The sequence below is a fragment of the Pantoea sp. S61 genome (assembly GCF_016625145.1).
GTDB lineage: Bacteria > Pseudomonadota > Gammaproteobacteria > Enterobacterales > Enterobacteriaceae > Pantoea > Pantoea rwandensis_B.
In genome coordinates, this window is record NZ_JACVUO010000001.1 from 17,634 (window position 1) to 38,036 (window position 20,403).

At 52.8% G+C, this 20,403-nt stretch carries 24 protein-coding genes; 19 read left to right on the top strand and 5 right to left on the bottom strand.

All coding sequences use genetic code 11. The features are described from left to right. The first annotated feature begins 3 nt into the window (after positions 1-3). From IAE30_RS00080 to IAE30_RS00125, 10 genes are all read left to right on the top strand, one after another. Complete coding sequence (locus IAE30_RS00080) at positions 4-1,290, top strand: cytochrome c (protein ID WP_234472641.1); 1,287 nt, start codon at positions 4-6, stop codon at positions 1,288-1,290. A gap of 59 nt (positions 1,291-1,349) precedes the next feature. Then, a complete protein-coding gene (locus IAE30_RS00085; RefSeq protein WP_200677657.1) occupies positions 1,350-1,850 on the top strand; it encodes a sorbitol dehydrogenase family protein in 501 nt (166 codons plus the stop codon). A 20-nt stretch (positions 1,851-1,870) separates the two neighbouring features. Then, complete coding sequence (locus tag IAE30_RS00090; RefSeq protein ID WP_200677658.1) at positions 1,871-3,475, top strand: GMC family oxidoreductase; 1,605 nt, start codon at positions 1,871-1,873, stop codon at positions 3,473-3,475. Beyond that, positions 3,468-4,796: a cytochrome c gene (locus IAE30_RS00095; protein ID WP_200677659.1), complete on the top strand. Its 1,329-nt coding sequence runs from the start codon at positions 3,468-3,470 to the stop codon at positions 4,794-4,796. The genes IAE30_RS00090 and IAE30_RS00095 overlap by 8 nt, the downstream gene beginning before the upstream one ends. 71 nt (positions 4,797-4,867) lie before the next feature. Next, entirely contained in the window at positions 4,868-5,761 is an 894-nt protein-coding gene (locus IAE30_RS00100) for a dihydrodipicolinate synthase family protein (RefSeq protein WP_200677660.1), read from the top strand. Positions 5,762-5,888: 127 nt separating this feature from the next. After that, positions 5,889-6,104, top strand: coding sequence for a YdgH/BhsA/McbA-like domain containing protein (locus IAE30_RS00105; RefSeq protein ID WP_058960987.1), 216 nt, complete (start codon positions 5,889-5,891; stop codon positions 6,102-6,104). A gap of 91 nt (positions 6,105-6,195) precedes the next feature. Next, positions 6,196-6,348 carry a hypothetical protein gene (locus IAE30_RS00110; RefSeq protein WP_197079597.1) on the top strand — a complete coding sequence of 51 codons (153 nt, stop codon included), beginning with the start codon at positions 6,196-6,198 and terminating at the stop codon, positions 6,346-6,348. 108 nt (positions 6,349-6,456) lie between these two features. Further along, positions 6,457-6,672, top strand: coding sequence for a YdgH/BhsA/McbA-like domain containing protein (locus IAE30_RS00115; protein WP_034829885.1), 216 nt, complete (start codon positions 6,457-6,459; stop codon positions 6,670-6,672). Between the two features lie 185 nt (positions 6,673-6,857). Next, entirely contained in the window at positions 6,858-7,472 is a 615-nt protein-coding gene (locus IAE30_RS00120; protein ID WP_234472642.1) for a GNAT family N-acetyltransferase, read from the top strand. 144 nt (positions 7,473-7,616) lie between these two features. Next, a complete protein-coding gene (locus IAE30_RS00125; protein WP_045815676.1) occupies positions 7,617-7,826 on the top strand; it encodes a YdgH/BhsA/McbA-like domain containing protein in 210 nt (69 codons plus the stop codon). 51 nt (positions 7,827-7,877) lie between these two features. On the opposite strand, the gene IAE30_RS00130 is transcribed toward IAE30_RS00125, so the two are convergent. Next, positions 7,878-8,627, bottom strand: coding sequence for an IclR family transcriptional regulator (locus IAE30_RS00130; RefSeq protein WP_200677661.1), 750 nt, complete (start codon positions 8,625-8,627; stop codon positions 7,878-7,880). Between the two features lie 129 nt (positions 8,628-8,756). Here IAE30_RS00130 and IAE30_RS00135 point away from each other — a divergent pair, with 129 nt between their 5' ends. The 4 genes from IAE30_RS00135 to IAE30_RS00150 all read left to right on the top strand — a co-directional run bounded on the left by IAE30_RS00135 (position 8,757) and on the right by IAE30_RS00150 (position 11,232). Further along, entirely contained in the window at positions 8,757-9,887 is a 1,131-nt protein-coding gene (locus IAE30_RS00135) for an MFS transporter (RefSeq protein WP_200677662.1), read from the top strand. Between the two features lie 106 nt (positions 9,888-9,993). After that, the gene (locus IAE30_RS00140) at positions 9,994-10,209 is read left to right on the top strand and encodes a YdgH/BhsA/McbA-like domain containing protein (protein WP_034829885.1); all 216 of its coding nucleotides are present in this window, start codon (positions 9,994-9,996) and stop codon (positions 10,207-10,209) included. Between the two features lie 215 nt (positions 10,210-10,424). After that, positions 10,425-10,736 carry a cupin gene (locus tag IAE30_RS00145; RefSeq protein ID WP_045834261.1) on the top strand — a complete coding sequence of 104 codons (312 nt, stop codon included), beginning with the start codon at positions 10,425-10,427 and terminating at the stop codon, positions 10,734-10,736. Positions 10,737-11,016: 280 nt separating this feature from the next. Next, on the top strand, positions 11,017-11,232 hold the full coding sequence (locus IAE30_RS00150; RefSeq protein ID WP_034829885.1) for a YdgH/BhsA/McbA-like domain containing protein: 216 nt from the start codon (positions 11,017-11,019) through the stop codon (positions 11,230-11,232). 69 nt (positions 11,233-11,301) lie between these two features. On the opposite strand, the gene IAE30_RS00155 is transcribed toward IAE30_RS00150, so the two are convergent. Next, complete coding sequence (locus tag IAE30_RS00155) at positions 11,302-11,991, bottom strand: N-acetylmannosamine-6-phosphate 2-epimerase (RefSeq protein ID WP_200677663.1); 690 nt, start codon at positions 11,989-11,991, stop codon at positions 11,302-11,304. Further along, positions 11,988-13,544 (bottom strand): PTS transporter subunit EIIC, encoded by a 1,557-nt coding sequence (locus tag IAE30_RS00160; protein ID WP_200677664.1) that lies wholly within the window; start codon positions 13,542-13,544, stop codon positions 11,988-11,990. Before IAE30_RS00160 ends, IAE30_RS00155 begins: the two co-directional genes overlap by 4 nt. A gap of 174 nt (positions 13,545-13,718) precedes the next feature. Between IAE30_RS00160 and IAE30_RS00165 the strand changes: the two genes are divergently transcribed. After that, the gene (locus IAE30_RS00165) at positions 13,719-14,546 is read left to right on the top strand and encodes a MurR/RpiR family transcriptional regulator (RefSeq protein WP_045832428.1); all 828 of its coding nucleotides are present in this window, start codon (positions 13,719-13,721) and stop codon (positions 14,544-14,546) included. Between the two features lie 77 nt (positions 14,547-14,623). On the opposite strand, the gene IAE30_RS00170 is transcribed toward IAE30_RS00165, so the two are convergent. Together IAE30_RS00170 and IAE30_RS00175 are read right to left on the bottom strand one after the other, a co-directional pair. Continuing rightward, the gene (locus IAE30_RS00170; RefSeq protein ID WP_200677665.1) at positions 14,624-16,558 is read right to left on the bottom strand and encodes a MacB family efflux pump subunit; all 1,935 of its coding nucleotides are present in this window, start codon (positions 16,556-16,558) and stop codon (positions 14,624-14,626) included. After that, positions 16,555-17,730, bottom strand: coding sequence for an efflux RND transporter periplasmic adaptor subunit (locus IAE30_RS00175; protein WP_200677666.1), 1,176 nt, complete (start codon positions 17,728-17,730; stop codon positions 16,555-16,557). Before IAE30_RS00175 ends, IAE30_RS00170 begins: the two co-directional genes overlap by 4 nt. Before the next feature lie 172 nt (positions 17,731-17,902). Here IAE30_RS00175 and IAE30_RS00180 point away from each other — a divergent pair, with 172 nt between their 5' ends. The 4 genes from IAE30_RS00180 to IAE30_RS00195 all read left to right on the top strand — a co-directional run bounded on the left by IAE30_RS00180 (position 17,903) and on the right by IAE30_RS00195 (position 20,382). Continuing rightward, positions 17,903-18,499: a cytochrome b gene (locus IAE30_RS00180; RefSeq protein ID WP_200677668.1), complete on the top strand. Its 597-nt coding sequence runs from the start codon at positions 17,903-17,905 to the stop codon at positions 18,497-18,499. Positions 18,500-18,502: 3 nt separating this feature from the next. Continuing rightward, on the top strand, positions 18,503-19,039 hold the full coding sequence (locus IAE30_RS00185) for a tetratricopeptide repeat protein (RefSeq protein ID WP_045815691.1): 537 nt from the start codon (positions 18,503-18,505) through the stop codon (positions 19,037-19,039). A 75-nt stretch (positions 19,040-19,114) separates the two neighbouring features. Further along, complete coding sequence (locus IAE30_RS00190) at positions 19,115-19,582, top strand: sigma-70 family RNA polymerase sigma factor (protein WP_234472664.1); 468 nt, start codon at positions 19,115-19,117, stop codon at positions 19,580-19,582. Continuing rightward, positions 19,579-20,382, top strand: coding sequence for a hypothetical protein (locus tag IAE30_RS00195; RefSeq protein WP_200677670.1), 804 nt, complete (start codon positions 19,579-19,581; stop codon positions 20,380-20,382). Before IAE30_RS00190 ends, IAE30_RS00195 begins: the two co-directional genes overlap by 4 nt. The last annotated feature ends 21 nt before the right edge of the window (positions 20,383-20,403 follow it).

Below are 20,403 nucleotides of genomic sequence, written 5' to 3' on the forward strand. Positions count from 1 at the left end.
TATTTGGCGGTAGCCTCAGATTGTACCGCCTGTCATACCGCAGAACATGGACAGCCTTTTGCGGGTGGGAAAGTGATCGAATCACCGGTCGGTGAAATCATCGCCACTAACATCACGCCGTCTGAAATTGCGGGCATTGGCCAGTACAGCGAGCAGCAATTTGCTGATGCAGTACGCAAAGGTGTGCGTGCTGATGGCGCCAATCTCTACCCGGCGATGCCTTATACCGCCTACGCCACCTTGACGGATGATGATATCCACGCGCTCTACGCCTACTTCATGTCTGGTGTTCAGCCGGTGGATAAGACCACCGCAGAGACGCATCTGCCATTCCCGCTTAATCTGCGCTTCTCAATGATGTTTTGGAACGCGCTGTTCTTAAAAGCACCGGGCTACACGCCGGATGCCTCTCAGTCGGCGAGCTGGAATCGCGGTCGTTATCTGGTTGATGGTGCAGCACACTGCAGTACCTGCCACACGCCGCGTGGTTTCCTGATGCAAGAGAAAGAGGGAGAGGCCTTTACCGGTGCGCAGGTGGGACCCTGGTTTGCTCCAAACATTACCGCTAACGCAGTGAGCGGTATTGGTCAGTGGTCGCATCAGGATCTGATGACCTACTTAAAAACGGGGCGTCTTGCGGATAAAGCCCAGGCCGCAGGTAGCATGGCTGAAGCGATTACCCATAGCTTCCAGCATTTATCCGACGCAGATTTAGCGGCGATAGCCGAATATATGAGTAGCGTGACAGATAAAAACGCACCTGCTAGCGGTGCATCACGTTTCGAACAGGGCAAGGCCGCACAAAATTTAGTGGCGTTCCGTGGAGATGCGTTTACCGCACCCACCAGCGATGAGGGTGCGCGTTTGTTCTCTGGAAACTGCGCGTCTTGTCATGGCAGCAGCGGTGAAGGAACAAAAGACGCCTATTATCCAAGCCTATTCCATAATAGTGCTACAGCGGAGCGCAATCCTTCGAACCTTATCGCCACCATTCTCTACGGTGTGCAGCGTCCTACCGCAAAAGGTGATGTCTTTATGCCACCCTTCGGATCCCAGCCGAATGCGCTTAATCACCTTGATGACCAACAGGTTGCCACACTATCGAACTGGATATTGCACCATTACGGTAACGTGGAAGTGACAGTTTCACCTGAGCAAGTGGCTGAGATCCGCCGTGGCGGCCCTTCATCGCCGCTGGTGATGCTGGCGCAGGTTGGTGTTGGCCTCGGTGCTGTTGTGTTTGTTGTGCTGCTGGCGTGGTGGTTGCTGCGCCGCAGAAATAAAAAATAGCTTTAATTTCGACTCTGTCGCCCACGAGCTCGCGGGCGACGCTTTTACTGGAAGACATTATGACGCACTACTCACGCCGCCGCGTGTTGAAGATGGTCGGCCTGGTGACGATTGCCAGCGCCGCAGGCCAGCTTTTACCGTTGCCGCGACTGAATGCCGCGCAATCACTGATTAATGTGACTGGGCTGGACGATTTCATGCAGGTCTCACAGTTGCTGACGCAACAAGAAAACCTCAATGCCACGGTGGGGCGTGCGCTGTTGCTCGCTCATACCCAAACGCAAAAAGGTTTTCTTCAGGCGCTCACGCAGTTGAAAACGCTGTTACAGAATCAGCCAGAGCTGTTGCAACAGGATCATCTGACATTTGCCGCTGATGCAGACAGCGAAAAGCTGGCAAAGGCGATCCTCGGGGGTTGGTATAACGGTGTGGTCGGCAAAGGCAATAACGCACTTTACGTCACTTACGTGAATACACTCGCCAATCTGCTGGTGGATGACAAATTAGTGCCGCCGGGCTTTTCTTACGGCGAGTGTGGTAGCTGGGCACAACAGCCCTGATTCAGAGAGTAATGTCGGTTATGAAAAATAATAATTCCGCTGATGTGGTCGTGATTGGCGCGGGCGTCAATGGCTCGCTGCTGGCGACACGTCTGGCAAAAGCCGGTAAATCGGTGCTGTTACTGGAATCGGGTCCGAAAGTTGGACGCGATCAACTCGTTGAGCGTTTCCGCGCGTCGGCGTTTAAATCTGACTTTATGTCACCGTATCCCTTCTCGCCAAAGGCACCTCATCCGCGCTATACGCCGGAGCCCAATGATTATCTGCATCAGGCGGGGCCACATCCCTTTGCTGCGCAATATATCCGTATGTTTGGTGGCACCAGCTGGCACTGGGCGGCACAATTGTGGCGTTTTGTTCCCAACGACTTCCGTCAGCACAGCCAGTATGGTGTAGGTAAAGATTGGCCGATAGGTTATGAGGACCTGGAAGATTACTACTATCAGGCTGAAGTGATTGCGGGGGTAGGCGGCTCACCCGACAATGGCTCACCGCGCAGCAAACCCTATCCGATGGAACGCGTACCAGCCTCCTGGCTGCAACAGCGTGTGACGGCCCGCCTTGCGCCAGACTTTACCGTTCTGGATGACAGCACCGGTCGTAATAGCCATAGCTATGACGGGCGTCCGGCATGCTGCGGCAATAACAACTGTATGCCGCTTTGCCCGATTGATGCGCAATACCATGGCGGTATTGCGGCACAGCAGGCAGAGAACAGTGGCGTGAAAGTGATTACTGAAGCGGTGGTGTATCTACTCGAGCACGATGCTAAAGGCAATATCGTGGCGGCGAATTATTATGACTGGAACAAAGTCAGCCACCGCGTGACGGCAGAAACCTTTGTGCTGGCCGCTAACGCCATTGAAACACCGAAATTGCTGTTAATGTCGGTCAGTGACAAGTTCCCTAACGGCATTGCGAATGCGCATGACAATGTGGGTCGTAACCTGTGCGATCACCCCGCGATTGGCGTCACCTTTGATGTCGATGAAGAGATCTGGCCAGGCCGTGGTCCTGTTAGCCCGTGCTCAATCGGTCAATTCCGTGACGGCGAATTCCGTAGTGAACATGCCCCGTTCCGCATCGATATTTCTAACGCGTCTCAAGTCGCTGCTGTTACGAAAGAAGTGCTGGCTGAAGGTTTATTCGGCAAGAAGTTGGAAGAAGAGATTCGCTTCCGTGCTGCCCGACGACTCAGCATCAAGAATGCGCTGGAACAGTTACCCGATCCGAACAACCGTGTGACTTTAAGCAGCAACAAAGATGAGCTGGGCTTGCCAACACCTTCGTTGTATTGGGACGTGAGCGATTACGTCACGAAAGGCACCGAAAAAACGCGTGAATGCTATGACGCGATTGCGGCCAAGCTCGGCGCAACCAACATCAAGCACAGCAAAACCGGCAAGTTCTCTAATCGTCAGCACATCACCGGCACGCTCTCTATGGGCCTCGACCCGGCGACCAGTGTGACTGACGCATGGGGGCGCGCACATGATCATCAGAACCTGTTTATGGTTGGCACCGGTGTGATGCCAACAGTGGGCACCTGTAACGTCACGCTCACGGCAATGGCGCTGGCTCTTCGTACCGCCGACAAAATCCTGCAGGAGACGCAACATGGCTAAGCACTGGAAAGCCCTGCTTGCAGCAGGCACGTTGGCGTTGGCTGTTTCACAAGCGCATGCAGCGGATGAGCAACTGATTAAGCGCGGAGAGTATCTGGCGATTGCCGGTGACTGCGGCGCGTGTCACACCGAAGAGGGTAAAGCGCCTTTCAGTGGCGGCCACGCGATTGCCAGCCCGCTGGGCACGATCTTCAGTACCAATATCACCCCCTCTAAAACGGCGGGGATTGGCCAATACAGCGAGCAGCAGTTTGCCGATGCGTTGCGTAAAGGGGTTCGCGGTGATGGCAGCCAGCTTTATCCGGCGATGCCGTATACCGCTTACGCGAAGCTCACCGATGAAGATGTCGCTGCATTGTATGCCTACTTTATGCAGGGTGTGCAGCCGGTAGATATTCAGCCAGAGAAAACGGCATTGCCGTTCCCCTTCAATCTGCGTTTCAGCATGGCAGCCTGGAATCTGTTGTTTATGGACAGCAAGACCTTCCAGCCAGATGAGAAGCAGTCACAAGAGTGGAATCGCGGTGCCTATTTGGTTCAGGGGTTAACCCACTGCAGCACGTGCCATACACCACGTAATTTCCTGATGGCGGAACAGCAGGACAAAAACTTGCAGGGCGCGTCACTCGGTACCTGGTTTGCACCTGATATCACGGCGGCAACCTTGCAGGGCAAACCGCATTGGACACGTGAAATGTTGGCGCAGTATCTTGCCACTGGCCACGCCAGCAACGGCGCAACCGCGGGCGGTCCGATGCTGGAAGCGATCGATAAGAGCTTCTCGCGTATGACGCCAGAAGACCGCCAGGCTATTGCGACTTATTTGTTACCTCAGGATAGCGCCACTGCTGAACCTGCGCAGGCCAATCGCTGGACGCCGGTAAGAGGTGACGATACGCCGCAGGCGGTGTTAAGCGAAGGCGCACAGATTTATCGCAATAACTGTGCATCTTGCCATAACCTGACAGGCGAGGGGCTCAATGGACTGCCGGCACTGCAAAATCATCCGGTGTTGAATAAGCCCAATGCAGACAATGTGGCGATGGCAGTCCTGCAAGGTGTTTGGCCTGAAAAGGGGCAAGGGATGATTGGCTTTGCCGATCAACTCAACGACCACCAAATCGCTACGCTGACTAACTATGTGATGCAAGATATCGGGCACAGCAAAGTACAGATCAGCGAGGAGCGGGTGAAATCGCTACGTGCTGGTGGTGATGCTTCGCCGCTGATGCTGGTGTCGCGCATCGGCATGGTCGCTCTCGGGCTCATCGTGGTGCTGGGGCTATTCTGGCTAGGTTTTAGAAGAAAGAACAAACGCTAACGGCTTTGTCCTATGACAAATAGTCAGCTGTTGTTAAGATGCGTTTTTACGTTATCTAACAGGAGCTGGCTATGTTTTCAGGTCTTAGTGCCTTCCCGCTGACCCCGGTCAATGCGACTGGCATCGATGAAAAATCCTTTCTCTCGCTTCTCGCGCGTCTAACAACGGCAAAAGTCGATTCACTGGGCGTGCTGGGTTCAACCGGTAGCTACGCCTATTTCACCCGCGAGCAGCGCAAGCGCGTGGCGACGTTGGCCGTACAGCATGCGGATGGCATTCCGGTGATGGTTAGCATTGGCGCAACCAGCACGGATGAGGTGTTGCGACTGGCGGAAGATGCGCAGCATGCAGGCGTAAGCGCTTTGTTATTACCTGCGGTTTCCTACCAAAAGCTCACTGAAGACGAAGTATTTGGCTTCTATGCCGAGGTCGCGCGGAATGTTTCACTGCCCATCTGCGTTTATGATAATCCAGGCACGACACACACCGAGTTTTCAAATGATCTTTACGCACGGATAGCCGCGCTTCCCAATATCGCTTCCATCAAAATACCGGGTGTGCCTGCCGACATGGATTCCGCCGCCCAGCGGGTGAGCGCATTACGTGCGCAACTCCCCGCAGAGATAAGTATTGGTGTCAGTGGTGATGCTTCTGCCGGCAACGGTTTAATGGCGGGATGCGATGTCTGGTATTCCGTCTGTGGCGGCTTATTTCCCAACACTGCATTAGCGCTGACACGAGCCGCTCAGGCGGGCGATTTCGCTGCTGTCGTTGAGCAATCCCAGCGACTGGAGCCGCTTTGGACGCTGTTCCGTCAACATGGCGGCAGTATTCGCGTGATAGCGGCCGCAGCGGCACTGCTTGGGCTGGCGGAGGAAAATAACTTGCCGCGCCCGCTGCGTGCTTTATCCAGTGAGCATCAACGGGAAGTCCTTCAGGTGATGAGATCGCTGGGGTTGACCTAGCTCAGTTAACTATTAGTGAGATCATAGTTTTCGCACTAATAGTTAAGATCGATATAGTTTACGTGGTTATTATTGTTTCCATCGAAGGCACACAGCCTTCTCATCAAACAAATCAAGGAATATGACCATGAAAACTATTAAAGCTATGTCAATCGCCGCTGTTGCCGCTCTTTCATTGATGTCTGCTGCCAGCTTTGCACAAACTGTGACCGCAACCTCACTGACTCTGGATGGTGCAGAAGCGAAAATCGCAGCGCAGGCTCATCAGCAAAACGAACAATACAAAATCATTGAAGCCAGCAACGGCAACGTCGTGCACATGACCGCAGAATTGTACAAATAAGTATCGGATGGTTGCACAGGGAAGTGCCGGAAGAGGCCGCCTTACGGGGCGGCTTTTTCCGTAGAGAGGCTAAAGAAATGGAGACAGCATCATGAAACAGAATCATGACCAGATTGATCAGCAAGCCAATGCGTTTGTTGCAGCATTGCGATCGCAGCGCCATGCACACATGCCAGTGATGCGTTTCCATCAGTGGCCGCATTTTATCTCGACAGTACGCACCCTGCTCGCGAACAACAATTAGCCCGATCATAATAACAGCACTAATAGTTAATATGGAAATGATAACCAGGGTTATTATTGTTTCATCGAAGGCACACAGCCTTCACACACAACCCAAAGGAATAAGACCATGAAAACCATTAAAACACTGACCATCGCCGCTGCTGCCGCTCTTTCACTGATGTCTGCTGCCAGCTTTGCCCAGAGCATCTCCGTTGAGTCTTCAACTCTTGACGGTGCAGAAGCGAAAGTTGCCGCAGTAGCACAGCAGCAGGGCGCACAGTACAAAATCACTGAAGCAAACACCAATAACCGTGTGCATATGACTGCAGAACTGTACAAATAAGTTCAGTTTCCGCTTCAGCATTAAGGCCGCCTCCGGGCGGCTTTGCTGTTTCTGAAATCTGGAACACTAACTGTTCTTTTGCGGTCCTTTCCTTATCAGCGGCCAATTCGAGTGCGTCAACCGCCTGGTCCATAGGCAGTTCTGCGGACAGCGCGCTTGCCGGATGGCTCAGCAGCAAGGCCTTAATGATGGCCGCCTTTGGGGGGCATAGTCGTTTCACCTTACCAACCGTTGTTCTTCTTTGTGAGCGTCTTTCGCTATGCTTTACCACAACAGCGAAATGGCAAAGGAGAACCTTGATGAGGAGTGATTATCTTATTACCAGCGCACAGCCTGCAGACATTGATGCAATCGTTGCATTGCTTCAAAAGAATGCAGCTGGCAATGGCGGCGCTTTAAACGGGAATTATCCGCCAGAGCGTGTGGCCGGTATGCTCGATCGCGCCACTGCCCATACGCTGGTGGCTAAACGCGAGGGAACGGTGGTGGGCGTCTTGTTCAGTGCGTTATCCGCGGAACATTCCCCTCCTGTGGTATCAGCCATGTTGGAGGCCTGGCAACCCGGCAGAGAGTGCTGGCTGTATGGTCCGGTATGTATTGCAGTAAGTGAACGCGGTCAGGGATTATTGCGGCCATTGTATGCGGCAATGCGGGAACATTATGGTTCAAAAACTCCGGTGTTATTCATCCAATCCAACAATATTCCCTCATTACGTGCGCATCAGCATCTTGGCATGCAGGAGGTGGCGCGATTTGATTGTGACGATGAGAGTTTCAGGGTTTTGACCGATGCAACTTAAGAAGAGGTCGCATTAAATCATATTCAAATTTTTTGAATTTTATCAGCAAATCCTTCAGCTTTTACTCAACGAGAAGCAGGTCTATTATTTCTCACATCGAGGCGATACGCCTTCAAAACTGAAAATTACTCTGAGGAAATGACCATGAAATCTATCAAAACTTTCGTTGCAGTTGCTGCTCTTACCCTGGTTTCATTCGCGAGCTTCGCACAAAGTATCTCTGTTGATGCTTCAACTCTGGACAGTGCAGAAGCGAAAATCGCCGCCGTTGCTCAGCAACAGGGTGCTCAGTACAAAATTACTGAAGCCAACACCAACAACCGCGTGCACATGACGGCTCAGTTGTATAAATAAGCTCGCCACCCACGATATTAAGGCCGCCTACGGGCGGCTTTGTCATTTATGCTAACCGACAAGCAGCGACTCGATTTCAGTTTTTGCCTGCAATAAAGCCGCGAGAAGCTGTGGAAACTGCTCATCAAAGCGTAATGATGGCACTGCAATGGCCAGCGCATAACGCTCCCCTGGCCCGGTGTTCAGGGCGACACTGATACCACATACACCACGCGCATGTTCTTCGCGATCTACCGCATAGCCTTGCTCACGAACCTGCTGAATGGCTTTTAATAGAAGCTGCGGATCTCGCAGCGTATTTTGGGTGCGCACATCGTTCAACTGTGGAAGTAATGCCGAGATGACATCATCCGTTTGTTCAGACAATAACGCTTTACCATGCGCAGCGCAGTGCGTGGGAAAGGCAGTGCTGATGGGTGAGACGACGCGCAACTCCTGATCGGAAGCATATTGGCTGACCAGAACCGTATGGCTGCCGCGCCAGACGCATAAATCGACCGTTTCTCGCGTACGACGTCCAAGCGTTTCCATCGCTGGTTGAGAGAGCGCGATAATATCGGTATGTGCCGAAGCGGCAAGTCTTGCTAGCGCCGGACCCAGCTTAATGCCTTCATTGGCCTGCAGCAGCAACTGCTGAGAAATCAACGATGTGACCAGCCGATGTACAGTGGTGCGCGGTAGCGCTGTCAGTTTTGACAGCTCGGACATGCTTAATCCCGTTGGTCGATTTTCTAACGCCCGCAATATAGTCGCTGCACGTGCAATAACCTGCGAACCGTTAGCCTCTGTATCTGCAGCCATCACTCTTCCGCTTTATCGATTTTAATGGCCGCCACTATAGCACGGCAGCCATTGACAATATGCGCCGATGTCGTAACACTCACGTCCGCTATATGGTTAATCATTCCATTATTCGGATAAATAAAAATCATGACATCAGTTAAACCCGCAGGTGCAGTCACGCTCCTGGCTGTCAGTTGCCTGACCATTATGGTGGGATGCGTCATTGTGCCGGGATTGAGTGACATCGCCGCGCAATTAAGGGTTTCTTATCTGGCAAGCTGGTTGGTAACGCTGCCTGCGCTGGGCGTGATACTGGCAGGGCCATTAGCGGGGCGCGCGATAGATCGTTTTGGTGCCTATCCCATGCTATTGATTGGGCTATTCTGCTATGGCGGATTGGGCGTGGCAGGTGTTTGGTTGCCGGGCGCAGTGCCACAAATCATCGACCGCATCCTACTGGGGGGCGCAACAGCGGTGGTGATGTCTGCCGGGACCGGCTTAATTGCCAGTTTTTATCAGGCCGAAGCACGATTAAAGATGATCGCGCGACAAGGCATGGCAATAGAGTTGGGTGGCGTGGTGTTTCTCTTTGTGGGTGGGATTCTGGCCTCCGCAAGTTGGCGTTATCCGTATGGGCTGTATCTATTCTCCTGGTTGCTGCTGGTGTTGGTGCTCATTTGTGTCCCGCGCCCTCAGCAACAGATGAGAGCGGAAACAATAGAAGAGGGCGTAACGGATAGCGATCGCCGGTTGCGGCCGGTATGGCTGGCGGCGTTCTGTTCCATGATCTGTTTTTTCACCGCCGTCATTATGCTGCCGCAACGGTTTGCTTTGATGGGTGTGAATGCCGCACATATTGGCTATTTTCTCTCATTTGTCTCGCTGGTGGCGGTGCTGGCAGCAGCACTGATGCCGCATGTTGCGCTGCAATTCGGTAACTATTCCACGCTGATTATGGCGTTCATTTGCTACCTGTTGGCACATCTTGAATTTGCAGCAGCCCCCGATGTCGTGTTGTGCCTGCCAGGCGGCATCTTATTAGGCATGGGGTTTGGGCTGTCAGTGCCTTTGGTGAATCACATGACAGTTGAAATCAGCCAACCTCAGGAACGTGGGCGCCAATTGGCACGCTTATCAATGGCCATTTTTGGCGGACAATTTATGGCGGCGTTCATGACATACCTTCCAGGTCACTTATCGATGGCCTTTTTTACCGCCGCCGTATTAGCGGGCATCAACATCATTGCGATGCGTAAGGTCTGGGTGAGATGTAGTTAGCATGATCATGATGATCGCACTAATGGTTAACCATGAAATGATAACCCAGGGTATTATTTTCATCGAAGGCACACAGCCTTCACAAACAACCCAAAGGAATAAGACCATGAAAACCATTAAAACACTGACCATCGCCGCTGCCGCCGCTCTTTCACTGATGTCTGCTGCCAGCTTTGCCCAGAGCATCTCCGTTGAGTCTTCAACTCTTGACGGTGCAGAAGCGAAAGTGGCTGCAGTCGCACAGCAGCAGGGCGCACAGTATAAAATCACTGAAGCGAACACCAACAACCGTGTGCACATGACTGCAGAACTGTACAAATAAGTTCAGTTTCCGCTTCAGCGTTAAGGCCGCCTCCGGGCGGCTTTGCTGTTTCTGGAATCTGGAATCTGGAATCTGGAGTCTGGCGTTCGGAGTCTGGAATCTGGAGTCTGTCATCGCGTGCAGTGATTTGGCCGGAAATGTCCCTGCCTTGTCTCACACCTCAGCCCACTGGCCTGTAGCATGTTGAATATTCACTCAGCAAAAACAGGCATCTCATGAAAATCATCGTCGGCAAAAACTTTTCCCCAGCGCGTGCGTGGGAGGCTCTCGATATTGCCAATTTTGATGGCACCAGCGTGCGATTACACTGGACTGATCAGCCTTATCGCTGGCACATCAATGACGGTGAAGAAGTCTTCGTGGTGTTAGATGGCGTGGTCGAGATGCATTACCGCGAGCGGGCGGAAGTGCATAAAGTGATGCTCAACGTGGGTGACATTTTCTTTGCCAGCGTGGGTACCGAACATGTCGCTCATCCCCAGGGTGCGGCACGCGTGTTGGTGATTGAAAAAGAAGATTCAGTTTAGCCCGCGACAAACTCGTGAAAGCGTACAAAAAAACAGCACTTCGCGGGAGCGGGCACTGCAGGCGGGAAAAGCTGATTTATCCACAGGTTAGCGAGCGCTCTTTTCACCTGTAATGTGGATAAGATGGAACTCTGCCGATCAATGAGGTTATTGTAATGGGGCTTATGGTTAGCGCGATCATGATGATCGCACTAATGGTTAATAATGAAATGGTAACCTAGGGTATTATTATTTCATCGAAGGCACACAGCCTTCATAAACAACCCAAAGGAATAAGACCATGAAAACCATCAAAACACTGACCATCGCCGCTGCCGCCGCTCTTTCACTGATGTCTGCTGCCAGCTTTGCCCAGAGCATCTCCGTTGAGTCTTCAACTCTTGACGGTGCAGAAGCGAAAGTGGCCGCAGTCGCACAGCAGCAGGGCGCACAGTACAAAATCACTGAAGCGAACACCAACAACCGTGTGCACATGACTGCAGAACTGTACAAATAAGTTCAGTTTCCGCTTCAGCGTTAAGGCCGCCTACGGGCGGCTTTGCTATTTAAGGCCTGATAAAACGTATCAGCTGATAGCGTTGACGAAACGCTGCGTTATTTGCTGAGGACGGGTAATCGCGCCACCGACCACCACAGCATGCGCGCCCAGTTTTAAACATTGCGCCGCCATCTCAGGTGTTTCCACATTGCCTTCTGCAATCACTGGCGCCTTCACTGCTGTTAATACTGCACGCAGGAAGTGAAAATCATTTGCCGCCAGATACTTGCCGCGCGTTTCCGCCGTGTAGCCATGCAGCGTAGTCCCTACGCAGTCGAAGCCGAGTTCATCTGCCAGCAGCGCCTCATCAACTGTCGCAATATCCGCCATTAGCAATAACTGCGGATAGCGTTGACGAATCGCCGCCACCAACTGCGGCAACTGCAGTTCGCCAGGTCTCTGATGTTGAGTCGCATCCAGCGCGACCATCGCCGGATTCGCCGCCATCAATTCATCGACCTCTTTAAGTGTGGCAGTGATATACACATCACTGCCTGGATAATCGCGTTTGATAATGGCGATAATGGGCAAATCCACGGTTTGCTTAATCTGCTTTACATCGATCAGACTGTTGGCGCGGATTGCCGACGCGCCACCTTGCATCGCGGCTAATGCCATACGCGACATAATATAGGCGCTGTGCAGGGGTTCATTTTCCAGTGCCTGACAAGACACCACCAGTTTCCCTCTAATCTGCTCCAGCATGTTTGCTTTCATAGCGCGAGTAACTCCTCAACTTCATTTTTGATAATGGTGACGTGCGGGCCATATATCACCTGTACGCCGTTGCCACGCTGGATAACCGCGCGAGCGCCCGTGGCCTTCAATGCGGCTTCATTAAGTTTAGAACTGTCGTTTAGCGTGATGCGCAAACGTGTGGCGCAGCAGTCAAGTTCGGCAATATTGTCTTTACCGCCCAGCGCTTCAATCACCTGCAAAGGGCGTTCGCCAGCGGCAACTGGCAAGGTATCGATGCTGACATCTTCACGGCCTGGCGTTTTGAAATTGAATCGTGTGATCAGCAGACGGAAGGTGAAGTAATACAGCAGGAACCACGGCACGCCAACCAACGGCACATACAGCCAGTGGGTTTTCGCTTCACCCTGCAATACACCGAACAGAATGAAATCGATTAAACCGCCGGAGAAGGTCTGTCCAATGGTGATGTGCAGGATGTGGGCGATCATAAAGGCCAGACCATCGAACAGCGCGTGAATCACATACAATGCTGGCGCCACAAACAGGAACGAGAACTCAATCGGTTCGGTGATTCCAGTCAGGAATGAGGTGAGGGCAGCGGATAATAACAAACCGGCCACACGTTTGCGGTTCTCGGGTTTGGCGGTGTGATACATCGCCAGACAAGCCCCGATCAGGCCAAACATCATGGTGATAAAGCGGCCCGACATAAAGCGCGCCGTTCCCAGATAAAACTGCTGCGTATTGGGATCGGCCAACTGAGCGAAGAAGATGCGCTGAGTGCCTTCAACCAGATGACCATTGACCATTTCACTGCCGCCCAAAGCGGTAGTCCAGAAAGGCAGATAGAAGATGTGATGCAGACCAAACGGGCCGAGCATGCGCAACACAAAGCCGTATATGAAGGTGCCGAAATACCCCGTGGCATCGACCAGTCCACCCATACCGAATATCAATTTCTGAAAATGCGGCCAGACGATGGTCATTGCCGCGCCAACGATAATCGCCACAAATGAGCTAATAATCGGGACGAAGCGTGAGCCACCGAAGAAGCCGAGAAATTGTGGTAGGGCAATTTTGTTATAGCGATTGTGCAGCAACGCGGTGACCAGCCCGATCACAACACCACCAAACACGCCGGTTTCCAGCGTTTGAATGCCCAGCGCCATACCTTGACCTACAGCGCTTAGATTCCCACTCGCCAGTACACCGTTGAGCGTCAGCAGTGCGTTGATGGTGGCATTCATCACTAAATAAGCCAGCAGAGAGGCCAGACCAGCCGTACCCTTATCGCTTTTAGCGAGTCCTACCGCCACGCCTACCGCAAACAGCACCGCAAGATTGGCGAATACCACTGAACCGGCGCTGGCCATGATGGTAAAGACACCTTGTAACCAGGCGATGTCCAGGAAGGGATAAGCTTTTACCGTGTTGGGATTGGATAACGCTCCGCCAATGCCCAACAGCAGACCGGCCGCGGGTAATACGGCTATCGGTAACATAAAGGATTTTCCGAAGCGCTGTGCTTTTTCAAACCAGCTTCCAGAGGAAGCTCCACTGAACATTGACATAAATTTTCATCCCCGAATGATTGTTGTGGTAAAAATTATTATCACAACATACTTCATTTGATGAAAATAACTACCATTAGTGTGATAGCTTTCACTTATAATCAATTCTGCTGGCACAAATCAGGGCCTTTACGCACACTAGACGCCATCAATATTGGCGAACGGAGGGATGTCATGACGGACAATGGAAATATTTTGCTGCATCTGAAGCAGGGCCTGCCGGGTTACAGTCCGGCGCTGCAAAAGCTGGGCGATTTCATCCTGACCGAACCGCAAAGAGTGCTGTATCTCACTATTACCGAGTTGGCGAAAGAAACGGACACCAGCGAAGCCAGTGTGACACGCTTGTGCCGCAACCTGAGTTGCAAGGGCTACACCGAATTTAAAATGGCGCTGGCACTGGATGTGCAACAGAGCCAGCCAATGGTTCCGGCGAGTGGCGATCCCGTCGATGTGCTGGTGGAAGAGTCGGTGCAGGCGCTGCGTGACACCGGTAAATTTATCAATCGCGAGGTTTTACAGCAGGCCGCCACGGCATTACATCAGGCGCGTTCTATCCAAATTTACGGCGTGGCAGCCAGCGCCATCACCGGCGAATATTTGCATTATCGCCTGCTTCGTCTGGGTAAATCCGCGCAACTGTTTGGCGATATGCATCGTGCGGCCATGAACGCGTCGACCCTGGGTGAAGGTGATGTGGTGATTGCGATTTCGGCTTCCGGTTCGACTAAAGATTTGATGCACGTGGTCAATGTCGCGAAGAAACGCAAAGCGCAAGTCCTGATGTTGAGTAACACGTTGCGCAGCCCCATGGGCAATCTGGCGGATATGTTGCTGGTGGCAGCGCGTCCGGAAGGACCGCTGAACGCGGGTACGCTGAGTGGCAAAGTAGGTGCGATGCTGTTGGTGGAAGTGTTGATGGGGGAGCTGATGACGCATGACGCAGATTACGCCACAGCCAGTCAGCAAACGGCCAGTGCAACGTTGCCGATGTTAATCTGATCGTTGGGTATTTCGCTCTCAATTCCAACATGACGTAAAAATCGGTGCGCAGTGATGCGCACCCTGCGAAGACAAATCTACTCACTTGCCAGTGCGGCGACCGGGTCCATGCGAGCCGCTTTGCGGGCTGGCAGATAACCAAAAATCATGCCGATAATGGTGGAGCAGGCGAAGGCTGCCCCCGCGGATTCCCAGGAATAGATGGCTGTCAGTACACCGCCTGCCATCAGGCTAATCAGCGGACCGATCACCAGTGAGAGCACCACGCCGAGTGAACCGCCAACCAAACATACCAGCACCGCCTCAATCATAAACTGCTGCATGATATCGCCACGCCGCGCACCCACCGCCATACGCACGCCAATTTCATGCGTTCGTTCGGTGACGGACACCAGCATAATATTCATCACGCCGATGCTGCCGATCATCAGCGCAATTGATGCAACCATCAATATCAGCAAGGTCAAGGTGGCGGCTGCCCCTTCAATCGCTTTGCGGTACTTATCGCGGTTAAACATCAGGAAGTCTTTGGTGCCATGGCGCGCAGTCAATAATTGTGTGAGAGATTCCACCGCCGGACCACTGACCACATCATCTTTGAGCTTCACGCTGATACTCGTGAGCGCTGTTTGCCCACTGATGCGGTACATCATGGTGCTCCAGGGCAACCACACGCTGAGACGATTGGGCGAAATGCCGTTATCTTCATGCGCCACACCAATCACTCGCACCGGCACAGACCCTAACACGATCATTTTGCCGATGGGGTTTTCATTGGCTGCAAACAGCTTATTGCGCGTATTCGTATCAATGATGATCTCTTGCCGGGCATGGCGTTCATCACTGAAGTTGCTGCCTTCGGTGAGTTTGATGCCCTGAATCTCAAAGTAATCTTTGCCAACGCCCGATACGGATGCTTTCGATGAGTTGGAGAGATAGCGGATCGGCTGCGTCGAGAGCAGCTCAGGACTGACTTTGTCGACGAACTGCTGACGAGCAATCACATCGGCATCAGCCATCACCAGTGTCAACACCGGATGCGCATCATCTTCGGCGAAATCGCCGCCGGCATACACGGAGACCACATTCGTCCCGAGACCGGAAATACTCTCCAGCGTTTTTTCACGCGCACCTTGTCCAAGCGCGACGACAGTGACAACAGCGGCAATACCAAAGATAATTCCGGTCATGGTGAGTGCGGTGCGCAAGCGATGCGTATTCATGGCATTTAGCGCCATACGCATTGACTCGCGCAGGCGATCAATCAATCCGCGCAGCTTGCTCTGACTTCTGCTCGCCATTGGCTGATAACGCGCTCGCGTCGCCTCTGTTTTTGGCCCGCTGTCAGCAAAAATTTCGCCGTCCTGGATTTCGATGATGCGGTCAGCGTGCTGCGCCACTTTCATATCGTGTGTGACGATAATCACCGTATGACCGTCACGATTCAGGTCATGAAGAATGCGTAACACTTCCTCGCCAGAGTGCGAATCCAGCGCCCCGGTCGGTTCATCGGCGAGAATGATCTCGGCCCCATTAATCAACGCTCGCGCAATACTGACGCGCTGCTGCTGGCCGCCAGAGAGTTCACCCGGTTTATGGTGTTCACGGCCTTTGAGCCCGAGTCGCTCCAGTAATTGAGCAGCGCGCTCCCGCCGCGCATGCCCCGGCAAATTGGCATAAATCGCCGGGATTTCGACGTTGCTTAATGCAGTCAGGTCCGGCATTAAGTGGTAGCGCTGAAAAATGAAGCCAATATGTTCGCGACGGACTTTCGCCAGCGCGTCCGGAGAGAGTGAAGCGGTATTCTGGCCTGAGATAAAATAGTGACCGCTGTCGGCGGCATCCAGGCAGCCGAGAATATTCAGCAATGTGGATTTGCCCGAGCCTGAAGGGCCTATGATCGCGACCATCTCGCCACTGGCGATCTGCAAATTGATATCTTTCAGCACATGCAGAGATTCTGAACCGTTAACATAGCTGCGCTGAATGTTTTTCAGTTCGATCAGGCTCACATCACCACCTTGTCCGCACCCACGGCCTGAGTAGCGAGAATCACTTTCTCACCGGCGTTCAAGCCGCTGAGAACCTGAATATCAACGCTGTCTGAAATCCCGGTGGTGATAATACGTTTCTCTGGCTGGTTCTGCTTGTTCGCCACCTCGACAAAGGTCTTGCCTTCCGCGTCTTTTTTCGTTGCCTGTACCGGAATCAACAGCGCGTCTTTCGCGGTGTCGCGCAGCAGATTGACTTGTGCGGTCATGGAGATGCGCAGGGTGTTGTCGGGATTGGGAACATCGAGTAAGGCATTGTAATAAATGGCAGCATTGGTACTGCTGGTCGGCGTACTTTCACTGTTGCCCATCAAGGCATCATCTTTCATCACCGATTCAGGTGCCAGTTCAATGCTACGCAGCGTCGCGTTGTAGCGCTTATCGGGATTGGCGAAGGTGGTAAACCAGGCTTGCTGGCCGGGATGGATGTTAGTGATGTCCGCTTCGGAAACCTGGACTTTAATGGTCATGGTGCCAAGTTGCGCTAGCTTGGCGATGGTCGGTGCGCTCTGCGCGGCGTTAACCGTCTGGCCCTGTTTGGTCACGATGGCGATCACCGAGCCATCCATCGGTGCCATGATGCGGGTATAGCTGAGATCGAGTTGCTTCTTGTCCACCTCAATTTGTGCCTGAATGACGCGCGCCTTTTGCGCCGTCAACTCAGCACGTGCGGTGCTCCACGCTTCTGCCGCTTCGTCAAAATCCTGGCGCGACACCAGATTGGCTTTGATCATTTGCTGCAAACGTTTGAACTGCGCATCCTGTCGGACTAAGGTCGCTTCGCGTGTCTCCAAATCGGCTTGTGCCACGCTAAGCGCGGCCTGCGCATTACGTAAATCACTGCGCTGTGGCTGATCGTCAATTTCAGCGATCAGTTCGCCCTTACTGACGTTATCACCCGCTTTGATATAGAGCTTTTTCACCTGCCCAGACACCTGAGCACCGACGTTGACGCGTTCGATAGCGTCCATCTTGCCCGTCGCGGCGATGACGTTTTCGATGTTGCCTTGACGCACAACGGCGGTGACCAGTGGGTTCGGTTTGGGTTGGGCGCTGCGGTAGGCCCAGACCAGAATAATGATCGCTAAAAGAGCGATCGCGACAACAAGCCGCTTTTTAGAGGTATTCAACATAAGCATCCCTTTAATGAAGCGAGAATAGTAATCACTAAATGCAACAAACAGGAGAAAATTCGTCAGGATTCTTGCATTAAATGGATTGTGTTGAGAAAAAAATGAAAATTTTCCGAATAGAAATCGTCGTTGGGTTGTTTACCGCTAAACCACACACTATTTGGGAAATGTTATGTCCGCTTCGACCCGTCAACACTCACGTCAACGCTATGACGCTTTCAGCATGACGTTGCACTGGATCACTGCGTTTAGCGTCATTTTTCTGTTTGCCTCTGCGCATATTTGGGAACAACTGGAAAAAGGCACACCGCTGCGTAAGGGTTTACAGGCGTGGCATATCTCTTTTGGCATTTTGCTGGCCCTGGTGATGATTGTGCGCCCATTGTGGCGATTCTATTGCCAACGTCAGACGCATTTGGCCGTGGCGCCAGCTGAAAACAGCACGCCGATGCGCATCATCGCGCATGCCGTCCATGGCTTGTTGTACCTGTTGTTATTCACGCAGGTTGTATTGGGTTTTCTGTTTCGCTGGTCGCAACAGGAACCGTTTAATTTCTTTGGCCTGTTCGATATTCCAACCTTTATCCATGTCGATACCGCACTGCGTCATACGCTGGCGGGATTACACAATAACGTTGCCTGGGCGCTGATTAGCCTGGCAGGCGCGCATGCGCTGGCGGCGTTACTCCATCACTACGTTCTGCGTGACAACGTGCTGCGCCGCATGCTGCCGTTGCGCGATTCGATGCCACTCCGTGAGGATAAATGAATGATGAAGATGATGACTCCGATTCGCTGGTTTGCCGTGCCGGTATTGTTGATGGTGTTACATGCACCGACTGCATTCGCCATGGGTGATGACGACAGCGACAAGAAAACCCCGGATTGTCCGAAAGGGCAAGTGTATGACAGTAAAACCAAATCCTGCGTGCCGGAAAAAACCAGCATGCTGAGCGATGAGGATAAGACGAATTACGCCTACCACCTGGCGAAAAAAGGCGAGTATCAAGCTGCGCTGACGTTACTGGATACGTTGCACAATCAGAACACTAAAGAGGCATGGAATTATCGCGGTTACGCCACGCGTAAACTGGGTCGCACCGACGAAGGGATGCGTTACTATCAGAAATCGATCGCACTGGACCCCAAATATGCCAAAGTGCGTGAATATTTAGGTGAAGCCTGGATGATCAAAGGCCGTCCGGATCTGGCTAAAGAGCAGCTCACTATCATCAAATCGCTTTGCGGTGTGAATTGTGAAGAGTATCAGGATTTACACGCGGCCATTAATGGCCATCCTGAGTCCTGATGACCGTTGTTGACGGAGGATAGAAACATTACCAGCACTGAAGTCCGTCAACATCTGGCGGCGCATCTGACGCGTATGTGGCGTTACGCGATGGTGTTATCGCGTAATAAAGATGTCGCCGAAGAGTTAGTGCAGTCCACCTGTGTGCGGGCGCTGGAACGCAGCGCCCAGTTCACACCGGGCACACGCATCGATCGCTGGCTGTTTACCGTGCTGCATTCCGTGTGGATCAACGAACTGCGCGCGCAGCGGGTACGCATGGGGCAGGGATTTGTCGAGAGTGATGAATTGCTCGCTCCCGACCATCAGCAACACAATGAACAGCGCATGCAGTACGCCAAAGTGATGCAACGGGTTGGGCAGTTGCCAGAGGCGCAGCGCAACGCGGTATTTTTAGTTTATGTCGAGGGCTTTACCTATCAGGAAGCCGCCGACACGCTGGCCGTGCCGATTGGAACCATCATGAGCCGCCTCGCTGCGGCACGCACCACTTTAGCCAGCGCAGTGACAGCGCGGCCTACGGTACAGGAGAAACGCTTGTGAATGCACCACGATTTACCTCGCCCTATGCCGATGAAGCTATCGTTGCCTGGCTGGATGGCGAAATGCGTGCGGAGGATGCGCAGGCGTTTGAAACCGAACTAAAGCGCAGTGAAACGTTGTCAGCACGGACGGCTGAGCTAATGAAAAGCAATCAACCCTTTGCGGATGCGTTCGCGCCAATGCTGGATGAGGCGCCGCTGGAGCGTATGGAGTCACGACTGGCTTACCTGTTGGACAACACGCCGTCCGCACCGGTAAAAGAGGCTGTTCAGGTTAGCCGTCGTGCGTTGATCGCGGCATCAGTCAGTTTTCTGCTGGTGGGTAGTGCCGTCGGTTTTTGGGCCAGACCCGTCGCGAAAGCTGAACAGGATGAGAGCGCGCGAATACGTGAACTGGAAGCACAATATATGTCGCTTTATAGCCCGGAAACGTTGGCGGATGTCGACAGTTCCCCACAGGTGTTAGCGCGTTCATTACAACGCACGGCGCGCGACCTCGATCTGCGTCTGACGACTGAGCAATTGGCGCTTCCTGAAGCGAGCTTGAAAAGTGTGCGTATGTTGCGCTACGACGATTCACTGATCACTCAAATCGCCTGGAATCACAGCAGTTACGGTCCGATGGCACTGTGTATTTCGCGGGAAGATCCTATTAAACAGAGTGCATTGGCGCAGGAAAAACGGCACGGCATGAATCTGGTGTGGTGGCATCGCAGCGGATATCAGTACGTGTTGATTGGGCGCAATCCTGCTGATCAGTTAAAACGAGCGGCACAGGTGTTGAGCGCCGCTCTGGTGTAATTTATCAGTGATCACCCCTTA

Bases quoted from the DNA above. Each gene is read 5' to 3' on its own strand.
- IAE30_RS00185 (WP_045815691.1), top strand. From the start codon at position 18,503: ATGAAGATGATGACTCCGATTCGCTGGTTTGCCGTGCCGGTATTGTTG.
- IAE30_RS00135 (WP_200677662.1), top strand. From the start codon at position 8,757: ATGACATCAGTTAAACCCGCAGGTGCAGTCACGCTCCTGGCTGTCAGT.
- IAE30_RS00130 (WP_200677661.1), bottom strand. From the start codon at position 8,627: ATGGCTGCAGATACAGAGGCTAACGGTTCGCAGGTTATTGCACGTGCA.
- IAE30_RS00090 (WP_200677658.1), top strand. From the start codon at position 1,871: ATGAAAAATAATAATTCCGCTGATGTGGTCGTGATTGGCGCGGGCGTC.
- IAE30_RS00120 (WP_234472642.1), top strand. From the start codon at position 6,858: ATGATGGCCGCCTTTGGGGGGCATAGTCGTTTCACCTTACCAACCGTT.
- IAE30_RS00180 (WP_200677668.1), top strand. From the start codon at position 17,903: ATGTCCGCTTCGACCCGTCAACACTCACGTCAACGCTATGACGCTTTC.
- IAE30_RS00110 (WP_197079597.1), top strand. From the start codon at position 6,196: ATGAAACAGAATCATGACCAGATTGATCAGCAAGCCAATGCGTTTGTT.
- IAE30_RS00115 (WP_034829885.1), top strand. From the start codon at position 6,457: ATGAAAACCATTAAAACACTGACCATCGCCGCTGCTGCCGCTCTTTCA.
- IAE30_RS00165 (WP_045832428.1), top strand. From the start codon at position 13,719: ATGACGGACAATGGAAATATTTTGCTGCATCTGAAGCAGGGCCTGCCG.
- IAE30_RS00175 (WP_200677666.1), bottom strand. From the start codon at position 17,730: ATGTTGAATACCTCTAAAAAGCGGCTTGTTGTCGCGATCGCTCTTTTA.
- IAE30_RS00145 (WP_045834261.1), top strand. From the start codon at position 10,425: ATGAAAATCATCGTCGGCAAAAACTTTTCCCCAGCGCGTGCGTGGGAG.
- IAE30_RS00085 (WP_200677657.1), top strand. From the start codon at position 1,350: ATGACGCACTACTCACGCCGCCGCGTGTTGAAGATGGTCGGCCTGGTG.
- IAE30_RS00105 (WP_058960987.1), top strand. From the start codon at position 5,889: ATGAAAACTATTAAAGCTATGTCAATCGCCGCTGTTGCCGCTCTTTCA.
- IAE30_RS00095 (WP_200677659.1), top strand. From the start codon at position 3,468: ATGGCTAAGCACTGGAAAGCCCTGCTTGCAGCAGGCACGTTGGCGTTG.
- IAE30_RS00140 (WP_034829885.1), top strand. From the start codon at position 9,994: ATGAAAACCATTAAAACACTGACCATCGCCGCTGCCGCCGCTCTTTCA.
- IAE30_RS00190 (WP_234472664.1), top strand. From the start codon at position 19,115: ATGTGGCGTTACGCGATGGTGTTATCGCGTAATAAAGATGTCGCCGAA.
- IAE30_RS00160 (WP_200677664.1), bottom strand. From the start codon at position 13,544: ATGTCAATGTTCAGTGGAGCTTCCTCTGGAAGCTGGTTTGAAAAAGCA.
- IAE30_RS00125 (WP_045815676.1), top strand. From the start codon at position 7,617: ATGAAATCTATCAAAACTTTCGTTGCAGTTGCTGCTCTTACCCTGGTT.
- IAE30_RS00100 (WP_200677660.1), top strand. From the start codon at position 4,868: ATGTTTTCAGGTCTTAGTGCCTTCCCGCTGACCCCGGTCAATGCGACT.
- IAE30_RS00150 (WP_034829885.1), top strand. From the start codon at position 11,017: ATGAAAACCATCAAAACACTGACCATCGCCGCTGCCGCCGCTCTTTCA.
- IAE30_RS00155 (WP_200677663.1), bottom strand. From the start codon at position 11,991: ATGAAAGCAAACATGCTGGAGCAGATTAGAGGGAAACTGGTGGTGTCT.